The sequence below is a fragment of the Methanococcoides mangrovi genome, assembly GCF_052057775.1.
Lineage (GTDB): Archaea > Halobacteriota > Methanosarcinia > Methanosarcinales > Methanosarcinaceae > Methanococcoides.
The window spans coordinates 1,870,781-1,889,516 of the sequence record NZ_CP195121.1 but is presented as its reverse complement, the minus strand read 5'-3'; the positions used below and the strand labels follow the sequence as shown (position 1 = coordinate 1,889,516).

17 protein-coding genes are annotated in these 18,736 nt (G+C 41.9%); 7 read left to right on the top strand and 10 right to left on the bottom strand.

Annotated elements, in window-relative coordinates:
* Positions 1-254: 254 nt before the first annotated feature.
* On the top strand, positions 255-602 hold the full coding sequence (locus tag ACR3I3_RS09405; RefSeq protein ID WP_440953784.1) for a hypothetical protein: 348 nt from the start codon (positions 255-257) through the stop codon (positions 600-602).
* Positions 603-652: 50 nt separating this feature from the next.
* Here the strand turns inward: ACR3I3_RS09405 and ACR3I3_RS09400 are convergent, their stop codons facing one another.
* The 5 genes from ACR3I3_RS09400 to ACR3I3_RS09380 form a co-directional block, all read right to left on the bottom strand.
* Positions 653-1,834: an ABC transporter permease gene (locus ACR3I3_RS09400; protein WP_440951999.1), complete on the bottom strand. Its 1,182-nt coding sequence runs from the start codon at positions 1,832-1,834 to the stop codon at positions 653-655.
* 3 nt (positions 1,835-1,837) lie between these two features.
* Positions 1,838-2,782: an ABC transporter ATP-binding protein gene (locus tag ACR3I3_RS09395; RefSeq protein ID WP_440951998.1), complete on the bottom strand. Its 945-nt coding sequence runs from the start codon at positions 2,780-2,782 to the stop codon at positions 1,838-1,840.
* Entirely contained in the window at positions 2,775-3,821 is a 1,047-nt protein-coding gene (locus ACR3I3_RS09390) for a COG1361 S-layer family protein (protein ID WP_440951997.1), read from the bottom strand. Before ACR3I3_RS09390 ends, ACR3I3_RS09395 begins: the two co-directional genes overlap by 8 nt.
* Before the next feature lie 59 nt (positions 3,822-3,880).
* Positions 3,881-4,912, bottom strand: a complete 1,032-nt coding sequence (locus tag ACR3I3_RS09385; RefSeq protein WP_440951996.1) for a COG1361 S-layer family protein — start codon at positions 4,910-4,912, stop codon at positions 3,881-3,883.
* 151 nt (positions 4,913-5,063) lie between these two features.
* Complete coding sequence (locus tag ACR3I3_RS09380; RefSeq protein WP_440951995.1) at positions 5,064-6,704, bottom strand: PAS domain-containing sensor histidine kinase; 1,641 nt, start codon at positions 6,702-6,704, stop codon at positions 5,064-5,066.
* Positions 6,705-7,054: 350 nt separating this feature from the next.
* Between ACR3I3_RS09380 and ACR3I3_RS09375 the strand changes: the two genes are divergently transcribed.
* Positions 7,055-9,307, top strand: coding sequence for a PAS domain S-box protein (locus ACR3I3_RS09375; protein WP_440951994.1), 2,253 nt, complete (start codon positions 7,055-7,057; stop codon positions 9,305-9,307).
* Positions 9,308-9,385: 78 nt separating this feature from the next.
* On the opposite strand, the gene ACR3I3_RS09370 is transcribed toward ACR3I3_RS09375, so the two are convergent.
* The 4 genes from ACR3I3_RS09370 to ACR3I3_RS09355 form a co-directional block, all read right to left on the bottom strand.
* A complete protein-coding gene (locus tag ACR3I3_RS09370; RefSeq protein ID WP_440951993.1) occupies positions 9,386-10,000 on the bottom strand; it encodes a GNAT family N-acetyltransferase in 615 nt (204 codons plus the stop codon).
* Positions 10,001-10,303: 303 nt separating this feature from the next.
* On the bottom strand, positions 10,304-10,480 hold the full coding sequence (locus ACR3I3_RS09365) for a 4Fe-4S binding protein (protein WP_440951992.1): 177 nt from the start codon (positions 10,478-10,480) through the stop codon (positions 10,304-10,306).
* Positions 10,481-11,465: 985 nt separating this feature from the next.
* Positions 11,466-12,653, bottom strand: coding sequence for an aldo/keto reductase (locus tag ACR3I3_RS09360; RefSeq protein ID WP_440951991.1), 1,188 nt, complete (start codon positions 12,651-12,653; stop codon positions 11,466-11,468).
* Positions 12,654-12,887: 234 nt separating this feature from the next.
* Positions 12,888-13,844 (bottom strand): alpha/beta hydrolase, encoded by a 957-nt coding sequence (locus ACR3I3_RS09355; RefSeq protein WP_440951990.1) that lies wholly within the window; start codon positions 13,842-13,844, stop codon positions 12,888-12,890.
* A gap of 82 nt (positions 13,845-13,926) precedes the next feature.
* Between ACR3I3_RS09355 and ACR3I3_RS09350 the strand changes: the two genes are divergently transcribed.
* From ACR3I3_RS09350 to ACR3I3_RS09330, 5 genes are all read left to right on the top strand, one after another.
* Positions 13,927-14,238 carry a CRISPR-associated endonuclease Cas1 gene (locus ACR3I3_RS09350; RefSeq protein WP_440953783.1) on the top strand — a complete coding sequence of 104 codons (312 nt, stop codon included), beginning with the start codon at positions 13,927-13,929 and terminating at the stop codon, positions 14,236-14,238.
* A 315-nt stretch (positions 14,239-14,553) separates the two neighbouring features.
* Positions 14,554-15,174 carry a magnesium transporter gene (locus tag ACR3I3_RS09345; RefSeq protein ID WP_440951989.1) on the top strand — a complete coding sequence of 207 codons (621 nt, stop codon included), beginning with the start codon at positions 14,554-14,556 and terminating at the stop codon, positions 15,172-15,174.
* A complete protein-coding gene (locus ACR3I3_RS09340; RefSeq protein WP_440951988.1) occupies positions 15,171-15,731 on the top strand; it encodes a magnesium transporter in 561 nt (186 codons plus the stop codon). The genes ACR3I3_RS09345 and ACR3I3_RS09340 overlap by 4 nt, the downstream gene beginning before the upstream one ends.
* A gap of 70 nt (positions 15,732-15,801) precedes the next feature.
* Positions 15,802-17,007, top strand: a complete 1,206-nt coding sequence (locus ACR3I3_RS09335) for a potassium channel family protein (RefSeq protein WP_440951987.1) — start codon at positions 15,802-15,804, stop codon at positions 17,005-17,007.
* Positions 17,008-17,447: 440 nt separating this feature from the next.
* A complete protein-coding gene (locus ACR3I3_RS09330) occupies positions 17,448-17,909 on the top strand; it encodes a hypothetical protein (RefSeq protein WP_440951986.1) in 462 nt (153 codons plus the stop codon).
* An 87-nt stretch (positions 17,910-17,996) separates the two neighbouring features.
* On the opposite strand, the gene rpiA is transcribed toward ACR3I3_RS09330, so the two are convergent.
* Positions 17,997-18,692 (bottom strand): ribose 5-phosphate isomerase A, encoded by a 696-nt coding sequence (gene rpiA / locus ACR3I3_RS09325; protein ID WP_440951985.1) that lies wholly within the window; start codon positions 18,690-18,692, stop codon positions 17,997-17,999.
* Positions 18,693-18,736 lie beyond the last annotated feature (44 nt).

Genomic DNA, 18,736 nt, shown 5'->3' with positions numbered 1-18,736 from the left:
AAAATAGATCTTCAGCACCATTTATTCTTCAACCATATATCAAACCATATATCAAACCATATATCAAACCATATATCATTCAGATACTTGTCCCGGGACGAAGAAGTTCATTTTTATGAGGACATCAGGCTGGTTCGTTGTCGCATGTTCTGTTGGCAGTGATTCATTTTGATGAATCCCCGGTAAGCTCCCTCACAAAACTGATTTAACTTATCAATATCAATTAAACGGCAAGGTGTTCAAAATTGAAGAATGTGATCAGCAAGAGCTTCGAAATAAAGGATTATGCTATAGATGATTCCCAGATCAATGGTTTCTGGATGACCCTGCTGGACAGGGAAACACTAACCACTGAAATAATCTACAGTCCGGTCAAAGGTGATTCATTTGACGTCGCCCAGACTAATAGAATGATCGGAGAGATCACCGAAAAATGCGATCATTTCAGTTCATTATTACCTGAGAACATCAGCTGCCAGGTCACTTTCAGCGACCTTGGTGACCTGAAATATGTTGCAGGTTCAGCTGATCTTGTTTTGGAATCCGGGGAAATGGACGAGATAAGGGTTGTTTACAGACTGCATGTTGAGTATCATATTTGATGGGTTTAAGGGTCTTTGATATTTCCTAATTCACCATAAAAACCAGTTATTCATTCAAACCTGAATCTGGAAATCGCCATCCAGAAAAAGAGAATGGCCATAAGCAGCAGTATTCCTACTTCTTTTAGTATACCAACAAGTCCCAGATCAAAATATAAAAGATCATAGAACCCTTCCATTGCCCAGGCTGTGATCGTCAGACGGGCCATATCCTGCATGAATTGGGGTTCAATGAACAGCGGCCACCAGGAACCTCCAATTGCAGACATTATTAGTACGATCATATTTGAGACCGAATCCGCCTGATCTTTGGTTGTCACAAGTACTGCCACCAGCAGACCGAGGCCTGTGCTGGACAGTGTGATAGCGGAGATCAATACTATCAGAGCCAGCATGCTGCTTCCAAGGTTCAGGTCAAAGACCACATGTCCAAATGCCATCAGTACGGAAAGCTGCACGAATCCCCTGAAGAAAGTGCTCGCGATCTTTCCCCCTATGATCTCGGTTTTGCTGATGGGAGCAGTAACAAGTCTTCTTAATGTTCCTGATTCCCGTTCCTTTAAAAGGCTGGTTGCTCCCACACCAACGGTTGTGAACAGAAGGAACATGACAGCAAAGCCGGGTACATATTGTGTAAATGGCGTAAATTCCTCCTGTCGGGACGAGGTACTTTCTGTTACCACCTGCACAGGAGGTGGTTGCATGAACTCTTCTGCAACAGCCACGACTTCAAAGATCTGCTTTTCACCATAAACCGGGATCCCATAAGCAGCTACGGTCTTAACCACCACAACATTGGTAGACAAACTGCTGGCATAACCTTCTACGATCTTCTCAACAACGGTATTCTGATCCTTTTCGGTTGGATCGGTAATGATCAATATTTCGGTGTTCTGCCCTTTCATAACGGATTCCGAGAATTCCTGTGGAATGATGATCAATCTCCCATATTCCTGGTTCCGTACCCGTTCACGAGCTGCAAACTCATTGGATTCCATATCCACATCAAGTATGTCGATCTCTTCCAGAAATTCCACGAATCCTTTTGAGATATCACTATTGTCGAGATCCACCACCAGTACATCAATTCCGATGTCCTGAGCGAACGAACCACCCAGTGCTAACCCGGCAACCGATATTACTATCATAGGTAAAATAAACATCAGAATAAGGGCATTGCGATCCCGCATAAGGATCTTCAGGTCTTTAGCAGCAATGATGTGGAACTTCATCTTTTACCTCCTCAACCGGGTACCTGTCAGATGGAGGAACAATGTCTCAAGATCGGGTTCTTTTATCTGAATGGATTCTACCTTTGCTCCTGAATCCATCAGTGTATCGATTATTCCAGCTAACAATTCCCTGCCATGTACCAGCTGGATGGTCATATTACCTTCATCCAGTGAAACCTTTTGGACTTTGTCGATCTTTTTAATTATATCTACAGCTTCTGTGGGTATCTCCTTTGCTGTCACGTGAACAATATCCGTTTCACCGACCATTTTCAACAGACCGTCCAGGGAATCCAGTGCAATGAGCTTTCCTTTATCCACTATGGCAATACGATGACACAATTTCTCTGCATCTTCCATCTGATGCGTGGTCAGCAGTACGGTCATCCCCTGCCGGTTAAGGTCCCGTATGGTGTCATATATCCTTTTACGGCTCTGGGGATCAACGCCTGTGGACGGTTCATCAAGAAATAGTATTCTGGGGTTATGCAGCAATGCAACAGCAATGTTTATCCTGCGTTTCATACCTCCCGAATAACCTTCCACCCTGTCATCTGCTCTGGCTGTAAGTCCCACCATTTCCAGCAGTTCGTCTATCCTGTTTTTCATTTCCTTGCCAGACAGGCCGTATATTTTAGCATAGAACGCAAGGTTTTCCCTGGCTGTTAATGTGTAATAGAGGCTGATCTCCTGAGGTACGACACCAATGATCCTTTTAATGTCAGCAGCATTATTTTCCACATCCAGCCCATCGATGGTCACTTTGCCTGAAGTCGGTTCCAGCAGGCAACAAAGAATCGATATGATGGTGGACTTTCCTGCACCATTCGGACCGAGCAGACCAAATATCTCTCCTCTTTTGATCTCAAATGAAACATCATCTACAGCCTTGAATCCATCATATTGTTTGCTCAGACCCTCCACGGTGATGACGCCGTCATCAGTCATTGTTACCCCTGCTTTTACGTTGCTTCATGTAAACATATGCCAGAGCTGCCAGGATCAGTAGACCTCCGCCCAGCAGGAGAGGGTTCTGGTATATTGCACCGCTGTCTTCGCTTTCCCCAACCTGTGCAGGCACATAGATCGTATCCGATACCTTTGTTTTTCCTTCATGGTCCTCATATTCGATCTCGGCTTTGATGGAATATGTCTTGGTAGTGGCATCCGGGTCCACATCAATATTGAACATGGCCTGGACCTCATCACCTGGTTCCATATCCCCAAGGAAAGCTGTATAGTCAGTACTGCTTAAGGGATCTGAGAGCCTCAATCTGGCAGTAGCTCTGAAAGCGGTTTCTTCACCGGTATTGTTGAACTTTATGCTGAGGATCCCAGAACTTCCGGGCAAAAGTTCGCTGTCAACTTCAGTTACCTGAAAATCTGCTTCTTCTCTGATGACAACGAAGACAGTGTGGTTTTCATTCACATTCTTATACAATATATTCCGGTCTATTTCATTGGTGGTCACATCTCCTTCAACCTGTACATCTTCCTGGAACTGGTAGGAAAGGTTCACTTCCAGAGGATACGTCCCGGCTGTCGCACTCTCCCATAGTTTTATCTCGAACTGCAGGGGCTGGGATACCTGACCTGAGATCAGGGTTCCTGCACTCTGTGGAGGTGTCTTTATATCCAGTGGTGCACCGTTTGCTGATATGGAGGCTATCACACCAACGGCTGTGGTGATGCCGTATTCCATCTCCTGCTCTATTGCTGATAATGCGATCTCATTTGCATCTTCCGGCTCGTTCTCGGATTCAAATCCAAGGATCTTACCCTGGTTCATGACCTGTATTAAAATAGTAGGGGATTCACCCCTGTCGTATTCAGGGCTTCCGACGATGCTGACCACCATCTCAGGACTGCCGTAAACAGTAAAATAATCATCATTGAATGTCCATATATTAGTAGGGGCCGATTCTCCATGAGCTTGAACTGCAGACATCACTAAAAGCAGCATTACAAGTGCAAATACCCGTTTCATGACAGTACCCCATGTACAATTTTCAACTGGACATATATAAAGTAACCTTAGGAGGCAGTTTACCGGGTATTTTCTTTACCCCGTCTGGTGCGAAGGTACACGACAGCCATCCCTGCCATTATGATAGCAAACAGATAACCAACCGACATCAGATCTTCATCCGGTTCATCCACTGTTGCTGAAACTTTAATTTCATCAGATATCCGTGTATCACCGTGGCTGTCCCTGTATTTCACCTCTGTGTCGATCCCATAGGTTTTTGGCAGTGCATCACTTTCCACTTCAATACTGTACACTGCCTGGTATGAATCACCTGGTTCAAGTCTGCCCAGAAATGCCTCATCATCAGTGGTGCTGAATGGATCTGATACCATTATTCTGGCAACTGCATCCTCTGCCACTTCATTCCCCACGTTCGTGTATGTGACGTACAGGAAACCTTTTTCATCCGGTATCAGTTCGGACCTGACATCCTTAACGGTAATATCCGCCCTTTTTTTCACTTCAATGTAAACAGGAAGTGTCTGGTGTTTCGTGACATACCAATAATCAACTATCTGTTCCGGATGCCCTTCGACTTTAACATCACTCTGATATTGATAGGTCAGGTTCAGTGTGAGTTCATATGTTCCGGAAGGGGCATTACTGAAGATCTCTATATCGAATTCCAGTGGCAGTGTTATCTCACCACTCCTGAGATATCCGATCTGCTGAGGATCGTTGTAAACCCTTATCGGTGCCCTAACCTCATTTTCCAGGGTGGCGTGGATATTTAATGCTGTGGTGATATCGTATTCCAGATCCATTTCTTTGCCGGCATCAATGGATCCATTCGGTCCTATCGGTATCTTTTCAGTTTCAAAGGGACCTATCTGACCGTTATTCACAAGCTGGATGAATATCTTTGATGTCTCCCCATTTTCAAATTCATCATCCCCCATTACAGAACCCGATAACTGTGGTTCTCCTGAAACATCGTAGTAGTCATCCAGCAGCTCGTCAATGTTGGGAGGAATGCCCTCAGCATTGACATTAGAGGTTGCTGTGATCAGTAGAAGCACTCCGAGCAATACCAGCAGCATTTTCTGCATATACCCAATCCCCGTTTGCATTATTAGAGTCTGTTGAACTCTATAATGCATTTATAGTCTAATTTTGGGTCTCAAAATAAATATAGGTATTCTTAGTCCCGGCCAACTCTGCAAAAATTTATGTGCCCATTACTCCCTGGCTTATCCCGGATCAACAGAGTTTCTCAGGATCAGCTGGTATGCTGAACCCAAATGTGCTTCCCTTTCCAGGTTCGCTTTCGACCCAGACCTTTCCACCATGCATCTCAACAAATTTCTTGACGAGAGTTAGTCCAAGTCCGGTTCCACCATATTCTCTTGAGCTTGATGAATCCACCTGGAAGAAGGGGTTGAACACTTTTTCCTGATCCTCCGGTGAAATCCCGATTCCAAGGTCCTTTACGAACAGGTCAACAGTCCTGTCAGATATCTTGCCGCCAATGGTCACCTTTCCTCCCTGACCTGTGAACTTGATGGAGTTGCTGACCAGATTGTAGAGGATCTGTTTGAATTTCATGATGTCTGCTTTAATAACAGGTTTTTCAATATCGATGTTGAATTTCAGGTCAATACCCTTCTTCTTTGAAAGAGGTATCATCAATGATTTGATCTCATCAATAGCATCTGATACCCGGAATTCGTTGACATGAAGCTTCATATCCCCGTTTTCAATGTTAGAGAAATCCAGAAGATTGTTGATCAGCTTCAAAAGGTGATTTCCATTGTTCATAACTGTGTGGAGGTACTTTTTCTGCTGTTCGTTCAGGGAACCGTAATCTTCACTGAAAAGCAGATCAGAGAATCCGATGATCAATGTAAGGGGAGTTCTCAGTTCATGGCTTATGTTAGAGATGAATTGTGTCTTGGCCGTGTTGGCAGCTTCTGCAGCGATCTTGGCACGTACGATTGCCTCCTCAGCCTGCTTACGCTCGGTAATATCCTGGACAATTCCCTCGAAATGAGTTGCTTTTCCATACCTGTCCCTCTGGATAAAGGTCTTCTCACTTACCCATAATATCTTTCCGTCCTTTGTAACCAGACGGTATTCCGAGGTATAGTTATCACTGCCATCCTCACACTTTGCTGCAAGTGTATCCCTGACCATTTGATAATCATCAGGATGGACAAGTTCACCATAATTGATTCGTCCATTCACGAAGTCCTGGGCGGAATAACCGATCTTTGACACATTCTCAGAAGCATATTCTGCAGGCCAGAGATCTTCTGCCTTCCACAGGAAGACCATTGTAGAACTGTTGTTTATGATATCTTCAAGTGACATCTGCCTTCGCAGTGCTTCTTCGAAAGCATTACTGTTTTTCTTCTTTTCAGTAATATTATCCGCAGCCAGTAATACATAAGACCCTTTATTCTGCTTTATTAATTTTGTTGAAATTAAAACATCAAGTATAACAGATCGTTCGCCGGATATGATCTCTATTTCATGATCTTTCTTGTAAACGGTTTCACCGGTCTTGAAAGTGTGTATTATGGAATTTCGGATGGCACATTCCAGGCATTCTTTGTTCTTACCGCAGCCTTCTCCCTTGAATGAATTTATGCATCTGAAAAGTTCACCTCCCCGAAGGCCGATGCTTGTCTCTTTCTCATTACCCAGTGCAATAGCGGCAGCACGATTTATGTATTCGACTTTTACGTCCTGATCGAACAGGATCATACTTACGGGAATATCTTCAAAAATTGGACTTAAGGCATCCGGGTCCATAAAGATTTCAGCAGTATCCTTGCGTAATTCCTCTACAGCAAATTCATGTTGGATTATGTTACTTCCATCCAGATATGACCCCTCCATATTCCCATATAAGTGTTTGAATAAACTTGTGCATCTATGAGATAATTAGTATCATTTATGGTTGTATATAAAATGCTATGATTTGATTATTTAACAGATTATCTAATTCTTTAATAATTCTTAATTTTAAAAAATAACTAATAAAATAATTTTGTTTATATATATATCATAAAAAATGATAACTTTTTGTGTGAGCAATAGAAACCTCTGTGAAAATGTGCAGATATCCTTGCCAAGACATTTTAATAATTTTTAAAATACCTTATATATCCAGGTATGATCCAATAAGAGGAAATGTTTTGTATTAATGATAGTATTTTACTAATACAAATCTGATCAGTGGTGTTTTGGTGAATTGTGATATTGAATATAATATCGATAATGATCCTTTTTCCAAAGATGGATGTATATCATTAGAGTTTTTTGAACATAGTCCCATAGGTGTGGCTTTTTTAAGCCCGAAAGGAAAATGGCTCAATGTCAATCCCTTTTTTTGTAAAATGCTTGGCTACTCTGAATCAGATATATTAGGATCGGATCTCGAAAAAGTAACACATCCGCATGATCTTGAAAGGAATATCTGTGGCTTGAATAGGATCCTGGTCGGAGACCTTGATGTTTATAGAACTGATAACAGATATGTCCACAAGAGTGGTGGCTTAATATGGGCAAAGCTGGTCGTCTATCCTTTCAGAAATCAATATGAAGAAATATTGTATTTCGTGGTTCAGATAGAAGATGTTACTGAAAGCAAATTGACTGAAAAGCGTCTTGAAGAGTCTGAACGAAAGTTCAATGCTATATTCAACAATACTCTCGATGCTATATTTATACAGGATCTCGATTTTAATATCTTAGAAGTCAACCAAAGAGCGTCCTTATATCTTGGTTATAGCAGGGATGAACTGCTTCAGATGTCTATCCCGGATCTTACCACTGATGATTGCAGATCACGAATTGCCGGTATAAGTGACGATCTGGCAGATGGAATGTATTCGTATTTTCAAGCGATCGCCATCAGAAAGGATGGTTCTGAATTCCCGTATGAAGCAAGTTTACGTTTAATAGATTACCAGAATAACCCGGCTATTCTGGTAATAGCCCGTGACATCACTGAACGTCAGGAACATGAGATATTGCTGAAAGAATCAGAGCAGAAGTTCAGGAATCTGTTCGAGAGTGCTAATGATAGCATATTTATCAATGACCTTGAAGGCAATTTCCTTGAGGTTAACGGGGTAACATGTGAGAATTTAGGTTACTCTCATGAAGAAATGATGGGGCTAAAGGCCCGGGATATCATCTCCAAAGAAGATATAGATAAACTTGCAGGAAGAATAAATGAACTGCTGAATAAAGGAAATGCCATATTCGAGATAGTACATGTTCGAAAGAATGGCACAACTATTCCAACCGAGACCAGTGCAAAGGTAATTGAATATGCAGGCAAAAAAGCCATACTCAGTACAGCCCGGGATATTAGTAAAAGAAAAAGAACAGAGATAATGCTTCAGGAAAGTGAGGGGAAATATCGTGCCCTGTTCCAGGATAACAGCGCTGTGATGCTCCTGATCGACCCTGACTCCGGAAACATAGTGGATGCAAACCCTTCTGCATGCTCTTATTATAGCTATAGCAGAGAGGAGTTCATGCACATGAAGATAACTGATATTAACATGTTGTCAAAAGAGCAGGTTTTCGAAGAGATGGAAAATGCAAGAATTGAAAAGAAAAATCAATTTGTCTTCATCCACCGTTTGTCCAGCGGGAAAATGCGCAGTGTTGAGGTATATAGTTGTCCAATAATAATCAATGATAAAAAGCTCCTTTTCTCGATAGTTCACGACATCACTGACCGCAAAAAAGCAGAGGCGGAACTTGTTAATGCTAAAATGGAAGCAGAGTCAGCCAATAGGTCCAAGAGCGAGTTCCTTGCCAGTATGAGCCATGAGCTGAGAACTCCCCTAAATTCAGTAATAGGGTTTTCAGACATACTATTGACAGAATCTTTTGGTCCGCTTAATGAAAAGCAATTCAGATATACAGACAATATCTCTAAAAGTGGTAAACATCTGCTGGAACTTATTAACGATATCCTTGATATTTCAAAAGTAGAATCCGGAAAGATGGAACTTCACATAGAGGAGTTCCCTGTTTCTGATGTAATATATGAGGTAAAGGCCGGATTGGCTCCTCAATCTTCAGACAAGAACATTGGTATTCTGTATGATGTTTCTGAAGATCTGAAAAATATAAGAGTTGACAGAACAAGGTTCAAGCAGATCCTTTTCAACCTGGTGAGCAATGCCATCAAGTTCACACCTGAAAATGGTTTTATCTCAGTTAGTGTCCAGCTTGTAGGAAACGAGGTGCAGGTCAGTGTTACGGACACGGGTATAGGAATATCAAAAGAAGACCAGAGCAAATTATTCCAGCCTTTTAATCAGCTTGGTAAATTTGAATCCAGGGAGCAGCCGGGAACCGGGCTTGGACTTGCTATTGTCAAACATTTCGTCGAAATGCATGGTGGCCGGATCTGGGTTGAGTCAGAAGTAGGAAAAGGCAGTAATTTTGCCTTTACTATACCTATGTTCTATGAGTGATCATATTTTTGTCCTGTGGAAATCCCCTGCAAACTGAACGAACGATCCTGATATGGATCTCAAGCCTGTGCATTGAAGTCATTCACCAAACAATTGAGTGTCCGTAACATGTTTCTCTTTATACGGAAACTCCTTTTCGAATTCTTCGACCTCTTCCTCAGTGACCTCAAAGGAATCTGATGCGAAAAATTTACCTGATATCTCACTCAGGCTTCCTTTGTAGAGTTCCAGTGCCATGAAAGCATCGAAGTTCTCACCGGTAGATGTCTGAACTTTGTATTCTCGGGCATTTGTGAAACCGAACCTGCTATAGTATTCCGGATTCCCAAAAATGAATACGGCTTTATAGCCCAATTTCCTTGCTTTTTCGATCGAGTGGTTCATTAACAATGAGCCGATCCCCTTTTTTTGATATGAAGGCAATACTCCTATCGGTCCCATGCACAGGACTTCAAATTCCTCGTTCTCGTCATTGATTACTTTTGCTTTTGTATAGACAATGTTGCCTACGATCTCGTCCCCGTCACATGCAACATAATCCAGTTCCTTCACAAAATCAGGTGATCCTCTCATGTTGTGCAAAACAAGATGTTCAACACATCCCGGCTTATACAGGTCCCAGAATGCTTCCCTTGTCATATTTTCCACAATTCTAAAGTCGCTTTCAGCTTCCGGACGTATTGAAATGTTCATTATTATCTTCCTCTTTTTTAGAGTAAATGGTTCAATTGTTATATTTTTAGATTTGATTTGATTTGATTCGATTCGGTTGGATTAAATTAGGTTAAACAGAGATTAAAAGTTTGGGATATGTTCCTTCGTTCAATTCAGAATAGGGATCTAAGAACCGGACCAATCGCTGTTAACAGTTTATGAAATATCATCAGTATAAGCAAGACCGATGAATTGATGCAGGTCAATTACAGGTGAATGGAAAACAGAAAATCAGGTTATTATTGAATATGAAAAATAGAAAGATAAATGGAATAAATCTGTTTATTCCATTGAAATTGCTTCTGATGGACAGGAGTCCACACAGATACCACATTCGGTACATTTGTCTGCATCTACTACAGCGATGTTCTCGCCGTCCATTGAAATTGCTTCAGCAGGGCAGTCATCTACACATACTCCGCATCCTACGCATTCGTCTCTGTTAACTACAGCTACCATTATTATTCTCTCCTTTTCAAGTTGGTTCAACTTGCATTGCTTGCAAATTTTACAATATACTCATTAAATAATATTCAATAAAAATGTATCGAATATCAAAGCAAGTTTTGGTTGATACCATGTTTATGAAGCTGAAACTATATCCATACAAGACAGTGTAAAAACACTGGAGGAGAATGCTTCGTCAGTCGAAGATGAGGAGACACAACTAGAAGACAGGGGAATACCATGGATCTCAGCAGCATCTTTGGTCCTGATATTGGCTGGAGTTCATCTGCTAATGAGGAAGAGATGTTAATGATCCACTTCCTTTTTCCACTCACAGAACTTCACTCTTACAAATAATTTAATACTAAAATTTCTCATCAAGCCATTACTTTTAATTACAAAATCTTTTTCGAGTAAGATGCTATCTCAGACCAGATATCAGTCTAAATGATATTGTAAATCTTGATATGTCTGTGAGTTGATATATGGGCTCATTCAGCCTCTTGGATGTTTAGGGGTATGGGTTTATGTCAACCTACAACGATCTCCTCTCTATGGGTATCTAAATCACTCAGATGATGGTCTGTTGAGGAAGAAGATAATTGATATTTCTTATTCTGAATGGAAGAAAATGGGATTCTCTAAGGGTACGTTGCATTATATGAAGAAAAATGCGGAGAAAGATAAGCCTTTTACTCTTAACGCACATGTTAGAGAACGCTTGAATCAATGGAAAAAACTTGTTGCAAATGGCTGATTTCCTGTCGTTTTTTGTCATTTTTTGTCGTTTTGGGTGTCGTTTTTCTATGGAAATTAAGCGACAATTTCAGGCGACAAAGAGACAACTCTAAAGCAACAGTCTAAAGGATAGACTCAGGAGACTAAGAACGATATACAAATTAGAAATTTAGATAAAATATGGTATGAACAGGATTTACCCCTGTCCTTTTCCTCCAGATCTAATCATAAATTGCACGCTTCGCAAGCGATATGATTGTCATAAACAATGGGAATCATGATCTGCAGGCTTCTCCCATTCATAAGCTGGATGGGATTCTGAAAATGCATGATCTGTCAGATACTTTGCAGCTTCTTCAAGAACAGCTTCTACATCAAATGCTTTTTCTATTTTGCTGCATTTGCCACAATGATTACATTCTGCAGGGGAACATACTCTCTTCATTGCATTTCCATAATAATTGAGTTCAGCGCCACCAAAAGGATTCGGCTGCATGAGAACACTGTTATAGTTTGCAATAACGGATGAGATTGGGATATGTTTTGGACAGGCTTCGTCCAACTTTTTCCAGTGCTCACTGGCATATTTCCAATTTTTTTTATAAGAAAGCACTGCATCTGCAATGACCATTCTTTCCTCCTCTGAAAGAGGAATGATTTGCTGCATTGCTTTTACATTATCCCCGATTTGATCAATATTAGACATTCCACTCAGTGTCGCAATCACACCTTCCAGCTGATTCACAAATGTCAATGCCCATGCGGCAGGAGATATCTTTGGTCTATAAGACATCATTTTGTTCAAAATTTCATCTGGGACCTTTGCCAATGTTCCAGCTTTTACAGGCTGCATAATAACAAGCTCTTTTCCATGTTTCCGTATGGTTTCATAACATTTTCTCGATTGAATAAAAGTAGACTCCCAATCATAATAATTTACAACGATCTGCACAAAATCCACCTCTGGATGTTCGCTGAGTATCCGGTCAAGTACCTCTGCAGAATCATGGAAAGATAGGCCAAGATTCTTAATCTTTCCTTGTTTCTTCCACTCTAACTCATGTTCAAACATATGGAACTTCGTGACCGGTTCTTCATATAACAATTCATTGACGTTGTGAATTAAGTAATAATCAAAGTAATCCACACCACACTGCTTAAGCTGTTCGGCAAAGATCTGTTCCACCTGTTCTTCCGCTGTGATATGGAAATCCGGCAGCTTCGTAGCAAGTAAATATTTATCTCGGGAATAGCGGTCTGTCAAAGCCATTTTAATGGCTGACTGACTTGCTCCACCATGATAAACATGGCTCGTATCAAAATAGCGAAAACCACCCTCTAAAAAAGCATCTACCATTTCTTTCAGTTTTTCAATATCAATATTTTCCTGATTATTATCAATTACTGGTAAACGCATGAGACCAAAACCCAATTTTCCTTTTTGCATTATGTGACCTCCAATTCTTATTTATGGTATGGAAAACGCCGGAAATGTTTCCCCGGTGATTGATTTTGTTACAATAATATAATTCAAACCATTCGATCTGATTATTGTCAAAGTATACTTTATCCGGGTTATGAAAAATAAAATAGTTGGATCTGTAGAAAAGATATCAAAAACTGACCAAATATCGAGTTTTTCTACAGAACCAAATCGTTCATTAATTCATCCTTTTTGTTATTACATATTTTGATTCAAAAATTCTTCAACCTTATCAAAAGGAATAATGTCTTTTTGATCATACAAATCTGTATGGACAGCATCTGGAATTATTAAAAGTTCTTTGTTGTCACCAGTAAGCTTTGCAAATGCATCCTTACTGAAATAGCAGGAATGCGCTTTCTCACCATGCATGACAAGTACTGCACTTCTAATTTCATCGCTGTACTTTAAGATTGGCATATTGATGAAAGAAAGAGAAGATGTTGTATTCCATCCATCGTTCGAATTTAAGGAACGTTCTGTGTATCCTCGCTCTGTCTTGTAATAATCAAAATAATCTTTTACAAAGGATGGGGCATCGTCTGGCAATTCATTCACAACTCCGCCTGCTCTCTGATAAGTTCCATTCTTATAGTCTTCGGTTCTCTGTGCATTCAAAGCTTTTTTAGCTTCAAAACGTGCATCTGCATTATTTGTAGAATCAAAATAGCCATTCGCAGTGACGCGTGTCATATCGTACATTGTTGAAGCTACGGTCACCTTGATTCTGGTATCCATGGCAGCTGCATTTAATGCCATTCCACCAAATCCGCAGATTCCGATTAGACCGATTTTTTCTGCATCCACATAGTCTTGAACGGAAAGAAAATCTACTGCTGCTGAAAAATCTTCTGTATTGATATCAGGGGATGCAACATTTCTAACATCTCCGCCACTTTCACCAATAAAAGAAGGGTCAAATGCTAACGCTGCAAATCCTCTGCATGCCATCTCGTCCGCATAAAGTCCGGCAGCCTGTTCTTTCACTGCACCAAAAGGACCCGCTACTGCAATTGCTGGTATTTTACCTGTTGCATTTTTCGGCATGTAAAGGTCCCCCACCAGCTTAATGCCGTAGCGGTTGTGAAATTCTACCTTTGTTCTTGTCACTTTTTCATTCAACTCAAATGAGTATCCATCATATTTTGCTTTCATGTTAATCTTCCTATAATTTACAATGTTTTCCTTTTCTTAATCTGTATTTTTTCACCCTCATCAAATAACTGACTAATCAGTCATTCTGCTTTTTGCAATAAATACTTTCCGCAAGACAAGGTTTGCTCAGTATCACGCTTTTGAAGATGAGAATGCAAGGGTCAAAATAGCAAAGAACTTCATCGAGGCTAAGTTTGACAAATCTCTTGTAGTTCTTGATTACCTCAAACAAAGGTATACTGAAATTGACTATGATTTCACAGACGACTTCAATAAGCTGAAAAAGGCAAAGTCCATCAAGGAAATTATGGGCGTTGAAGGTGGAGTAGCCTACAAGTACTGGAATGAGTTCTCAAAACCATTCCTGATAAATACGATTTTGAATCAAGGATAGATTCAAGCCGGAGAGCTTGACAGCAACAACTATTCTTAAAAGTTCAAAAGGTATTTCATTTAACTACCACTCATAGCATAACTTATAAGAGTTATGTTTTTTGTGATACCTATATCCCTGACTTAATGTTCGATGAGTAAAAATTGAACCACATAATGTCATAGACTTCATAAAAATCTGAGTATCTATTTTCTAGGATACCTATTACCCCGACCATATAAGCGATCTATATAATTCGAACCTCCAAAAATCAGTCAATCAATTCCCAAACCTTCTCACAAATCATTTAATACTAATAATACAAATACCACCCTCATGTCACACAGCTCCCATGCTGAAGAGGACGACGATGTTGAAATAGAAGAGGAATACCTGGGAGATTATGCCAGTATTCGGTCTATTGTGAAGGAGGCATTGCCGTTCCAGCTTATTGCTACGTTAGGAGGAGCTGTGGCCGGGCTTATACTTACAGGGATGACGGAGGAGCTTGAGCTTATTCCGGGGCTGATCGTCATTTATCCGGCGGTTCTTGGGATGCGTGGGAACATTTCGTGTACTCTTGGATCCCGTCTTGGTAGTGCTATACATATGGGTCTTATTACTAAGATCGAGAACAATCCTGAGCTTACTAACAATATCATGGGGTCGCTTTTGCTGAGCTTTATGCTGTCGGTGGTCCTTGGTGTCCTGGGGCATGGCATGACAGCGCTGATGGGGCTTGAAAGTGCGGGTGTGTTCTCCCTTACGATGATCGCTGTGATGGCAGGTGTGTCCTCAGGGCTTATCCTTTCTGTTATCGCTGTGTTCCTTGCACTGGGTATGTTCAGGTTCGGATTTGATCCTGACAATGTTGTAACGCCTGCAATTGCCACTATTGGTGACATCGTATCCATGTATATGCTGCTGTTGTCTGCAAAGGTGGTGCTGATGTTATGACATACTATACCGTTGAGAACATCGTCCGCAGGGGATTTCCTATCCTTCTGCTCACATCACTGCTCGGGCTTACTGCGGGACAGATGATGAACTCCCAGCTTGATAATCTCGTAGCCATCCCGACCATACTGCTGCTCATACCCGCTCTGATCAAGATCGGCGGCGATACCGGTAGCATGCTGGGAGCAAGGCTGGCATCGGCGTTCCATATGGGTATCGGTACCACGCATATTCAGAAGAACCCCGTCGTCAAGAACAGCGTCATTGCAGCACTCATCGTCGGAATGTCGGCTTCGGTGTTCCTGAGCATCATTGCATGGGCGATATGCTGCTTCGGAGAGGGCGGTTTCAGTTTTTTCACGATCTTTACCATATGCATCATCTCCACAATATTCGAACTGATAACTGTGTTCTCAGCTACCATAGCAATAGCGTTCGCATCTCACAGATTCGGTATCGATCCCGATGATACAGTAATCCCCATCATCGCAACATTGGGGGATGTGGTGGGTATTACCGCCATCTTCACAACATTGCATCTTATGAATATCATCTGAAAGAACTTCATGATAAACGATTATATATAAATAATTTAAATGTCATAGCTACTAAATTGGTATTACTAACATGAGTCCTAAAGAAATCAAGTATATTCCGAGGAACCTCAAAGACCTTCTCATTGAAATGAAGGACACCTCGGAACTTATGGTCGATCTTGCTTATTCTGCAATGGTATATGATGACGAGGACATTGCTGAGGAAGTGCTTCATCTTGAAGATAAGATGGATACCCTTCACTACCACATGAAAATGGCAGCAATGTTGAGCACACGCCGCATTGACGAGGCTGAGGACATGGTAGGTGTCCTCCAGGTGGCAGCATCCGCTGAGACCATCGCCAACGCAGCCGGCGATATCGCAAAGATCGTAGAGATGGACATCGGCATTCCTCTTGAGCTCAAACTCGCTCTCCGGGAAGCCGAAGAGACCATTGTAAGGGCCACGGTCAATGAGAATTCCGAGATGTGCGGAAGGACCCTCGGGGACCTTGAACTTGAGGTCGAGACCGGTATGTGGGTCATCGCCATCCGCAGGAGCAAGGACTGGATCTATGACCCGCATCACGACACCCGTATCCGTGCCAACGATGTGATCTTTGCAAGAGGTCATGACGAAGGTGTGCCTCTTCTTGTCGAACTTGCGACCATGAAGAACTATGTCCCACGCAAGTATGAGCATGTGAGTACCTTAAGGGACCTTGAAAGGGCAGTTGACCTGATCGTTGACATGAAGAACACCGCAGAGCTGTCCGTGGGACTTGCATATGCATCCCTGCTCTTTGACAATATGGATATCGCTGAAGAGGTAAGAGCTCTTGAGTCCGAGATGGACAAAAAGAAATCCGATCTCCAGCACTGGGTCCTTGAGACTGCCAAACACGTTCCTGATGTGAACGAGCTTCGCGGCCTGCTCCACCTTGCCAATGCATCCGAGTTCATCTCCGACGCCGCATATGGGATCGCAGACATCGTCCTCCGTGACATCGACCTTCACCCGATCATCACCATCGCTGTACGTGAATCCGATGAGGTCATGATCAAGATGCAGGTTGACGGCTGCTCACCGATCATCGGTAAAAGCCTCAGGGAACTGAAACTTGAGACCGAGACCGGTATTCACATAATGGCCATCAAGCGTGCTGAACGCTGGGTCTATACTCCTGTACCGAGGACAATGGTCAGGGAAGGGGATATCCTCATCGGACGTGGTTCACAGACCAGTGAGGAAGCACTTCTTGAGATGTGTGCCTGTCCTACAAGGGTGGACGAGTGACCTTTAGCTCTGCAGAATTCCCAACTAAACTAAATGCATGGCCTTGAGATCTCATCAAGGTTGTGTATCAATTTCTTAAATTTCACTTCTTTTTTGATTTCTGTATTTCCTTGCACAAAGATTCTCTTTATACTTTTTTCGGAATTGCAATAGCAATGTCGATTTAAATTTTATACAATGTTGCAATTGAATTTAGTAACTTTTACAAATATTAGCCATAATATTTATAAAACACATGCTACTTTCTTGTAATGTGGGAGTTCAGCAATGTTTAGCAACAACAGCTAAACCCTACAACGAAAGGTACGATCAAATTTTTCTCAATTTGGTCTGAAACTTTTCTGATTAAACTTCTATAGTATATGAAATGAAGTGAGAATATGAAAAGAAAAGATGGATTTCCACATAGTCTGATTGTTGATGGTGGGGGTCTTTGATAAATGGATAAAGCAATTGTATATGGCCTGGTTATACTTTTTTTAGGAATAGCGATTGGATATAGCATCAATGATATGGCGACTGTCGATGAGACTCCTGAAGGTATGCAAATCCCGGAGGCTACCATTTTTGGTTCCGGAGGTGAGAATAATAGCACATATGTTCTTGGTTATGACATCATACTGTATAATCCCGGGAATGAAGGGGTATTCGTAAACTCGGTTGAACCGGTGCTAAATGATAACTTATCTAAAATGTTGTTTTCCGACAACATCAGCGTAGATGTTGGTAGAGTCATAAATGGAACTTCATGGGTAGAGGTCAGCGGTCAGGTTGAATTCAACACTACTGGTCTTTCAAAAGAAGAGCTAGAAGATATTGGTGCAACAGATTCCGGGATCCTCGGATACAGGATAACATCAACAGAAACGATGTATCTTCCCGGGTATAAAAATGAGATGTAAAAAAAGCGTAGAAAAGACCTGCTTATCGATCCAATGATATTGCAGATCTTTCTAACTGTTTTTGTTTAACTGGATTGTAGGTTGAAATTACTTGATAATCTCAACAGTGCCGTCTTTCCTGCCAACATAGACCATGTCCGTGTTCAGGAAAATTCCGTGCTCTACAACGCCCACGCATGCGGAAAGCCTCTGGTAGAGCTCTGCAGGGTCCTCGATTGTCCCGAACTCAACATCCATGATGACATTGCCGTTGTCTGTGATGACAGGACCGTCCTTTCTGGATGCCATTCTCAATACAGGGACACCGCCAAGTTCGATCATCTGCTTTTTCACAAGCTCCCTTGCGTATGGAAGGACTTCCACAGGCACGAAGTGATCAAGCTCTTCACTCATCTTGGAATCGTCAGCGACCACAACGAAACGGATCGCTGAATTTGCCACGACCTTCTCGCGGGTGTGTGCTGCACCGCCGCCCTTTATGACGTTCATGTTAGCGTCTACCTGGTCTGCACCATCGATGGCAAGGTCGAGCACAGGGTGCTCTGCAAGGCTTGTCAGCGGTACGCCGGCTTCAATGGCAAGCATTTCGGCCTGATAGGATGTGACGACAGCGAGAACGTCCAGGTGTTCTTCACGTACACGTCTTCCGACCTCTGCAATAGCAAAGGCTGTGGTTGAACCTGTACCAAGACCGATCACCATACCGTCTTCCACAAGTTTTGCAGCTGCAATTCCTGCTGCCTGCTTTTCAGCACTGGATGCACTTGCATTTCTTTCTTTCATCTTTATTCCCTTCTTTTGAAAAAGAAATGATGGACGATGCCACC

Coding starts and splice junctions, on each gene's coding strand:
- ACR3I3_RS09390 (WP_440951997.1), bottom strand. CDS start 3,821: ATGAAACGGGTATTTGCACTTGTAATGCTGCTTTTAGTGATGTCTGCA.
- ACR3I3_RS09400 (WP_440951999.1), bottom strand. CDS start 1,834: ATGAAGTTCCACATCATTGCTGCTAAAGACCTGAAGATCCTTATGCGG.
- ACR3I3_RS09330 (WP_440951986.1), top strand. CDS start 17,448: ATGGATAAAGCAATTGTATATGGCCTGGTTATACTTTTTTTAGGAATA.
- ACR3I3_RS09345 (WP_440951989.1), top strand. CDS start 14,554: ATGTCACACAGCTCCCATGCTGAAGAGGACGACGATGTTGAAATAGAA.
- ACR3I3_RS09360 (WP_440951991.1), bottom strand. CDS start 12,653: ATGCAAAAAGGAAAATTGGGTTTTGGTCTCATGCGTTTACCAGTAATT.
- ACR3I3_RS09335 (WP_440951987.1), top strand. CDS start 15,802: ATGAGTCCTAAAGAAATCAAGTATATTCCGAGGAACCTCAAAGACCTT.
- ACR3I3_RS09370 (WP_440951993.1), bottom strand. CDS start 10,000: ATGAACATTTCAATACGTCCGGAAGCTGAAAGCGACTTTAGAATTGTG.
- ACR3I3_RS09355 (WP_440951990.1), bottom strand. CDS start 13,844: ATGAAAGCAAAATATGATGGATACTCATTTGAGTTGAATGAAAAAGTG.
- ACR3I3_RS09380 (WP_440951995.1), bottom strand. CDS start 6,704: ATGGAGGGGTCATATCTGGATGGAAGTAACATAATCCAACATGAATTT.
- ACR3I3_RS09340 (WP_440951988.1), top strand. CDS start 15,171: ATGACATACTATACCGTTGAGAACATCGTCCGCAGGGGATTTCCTATC.
- ACR3I3_RS09395 (WP_440951998.1), bottom strand. CDS start 2,782: ATGACTGATGACGGCGTCATCACCGTGGAGGGTCTGAGCAAACAATAT.
- ACR3I3_RS09385 (WP_440951996.1), bottom strand. CDS start 4,912: ATGCAGAAAATGCTGCTGGTATTGCTCGGAGTGCTTCTACTGATCACA.
- rpiA (WP_440951985.1), bottom strand. CDS start 18,692: ATGAAAGAAAGAAATGCAAGTGCATCCAGTGCTGAAAAGCAGGCAGCA.
- ACR3I3_RS09365 (WP_440951992.1), bottom strand. CDS start 10,480: ATGGTAGCTGTAGTTAACAGAGACGAATGCGTAGGATGCGGAGTATGT.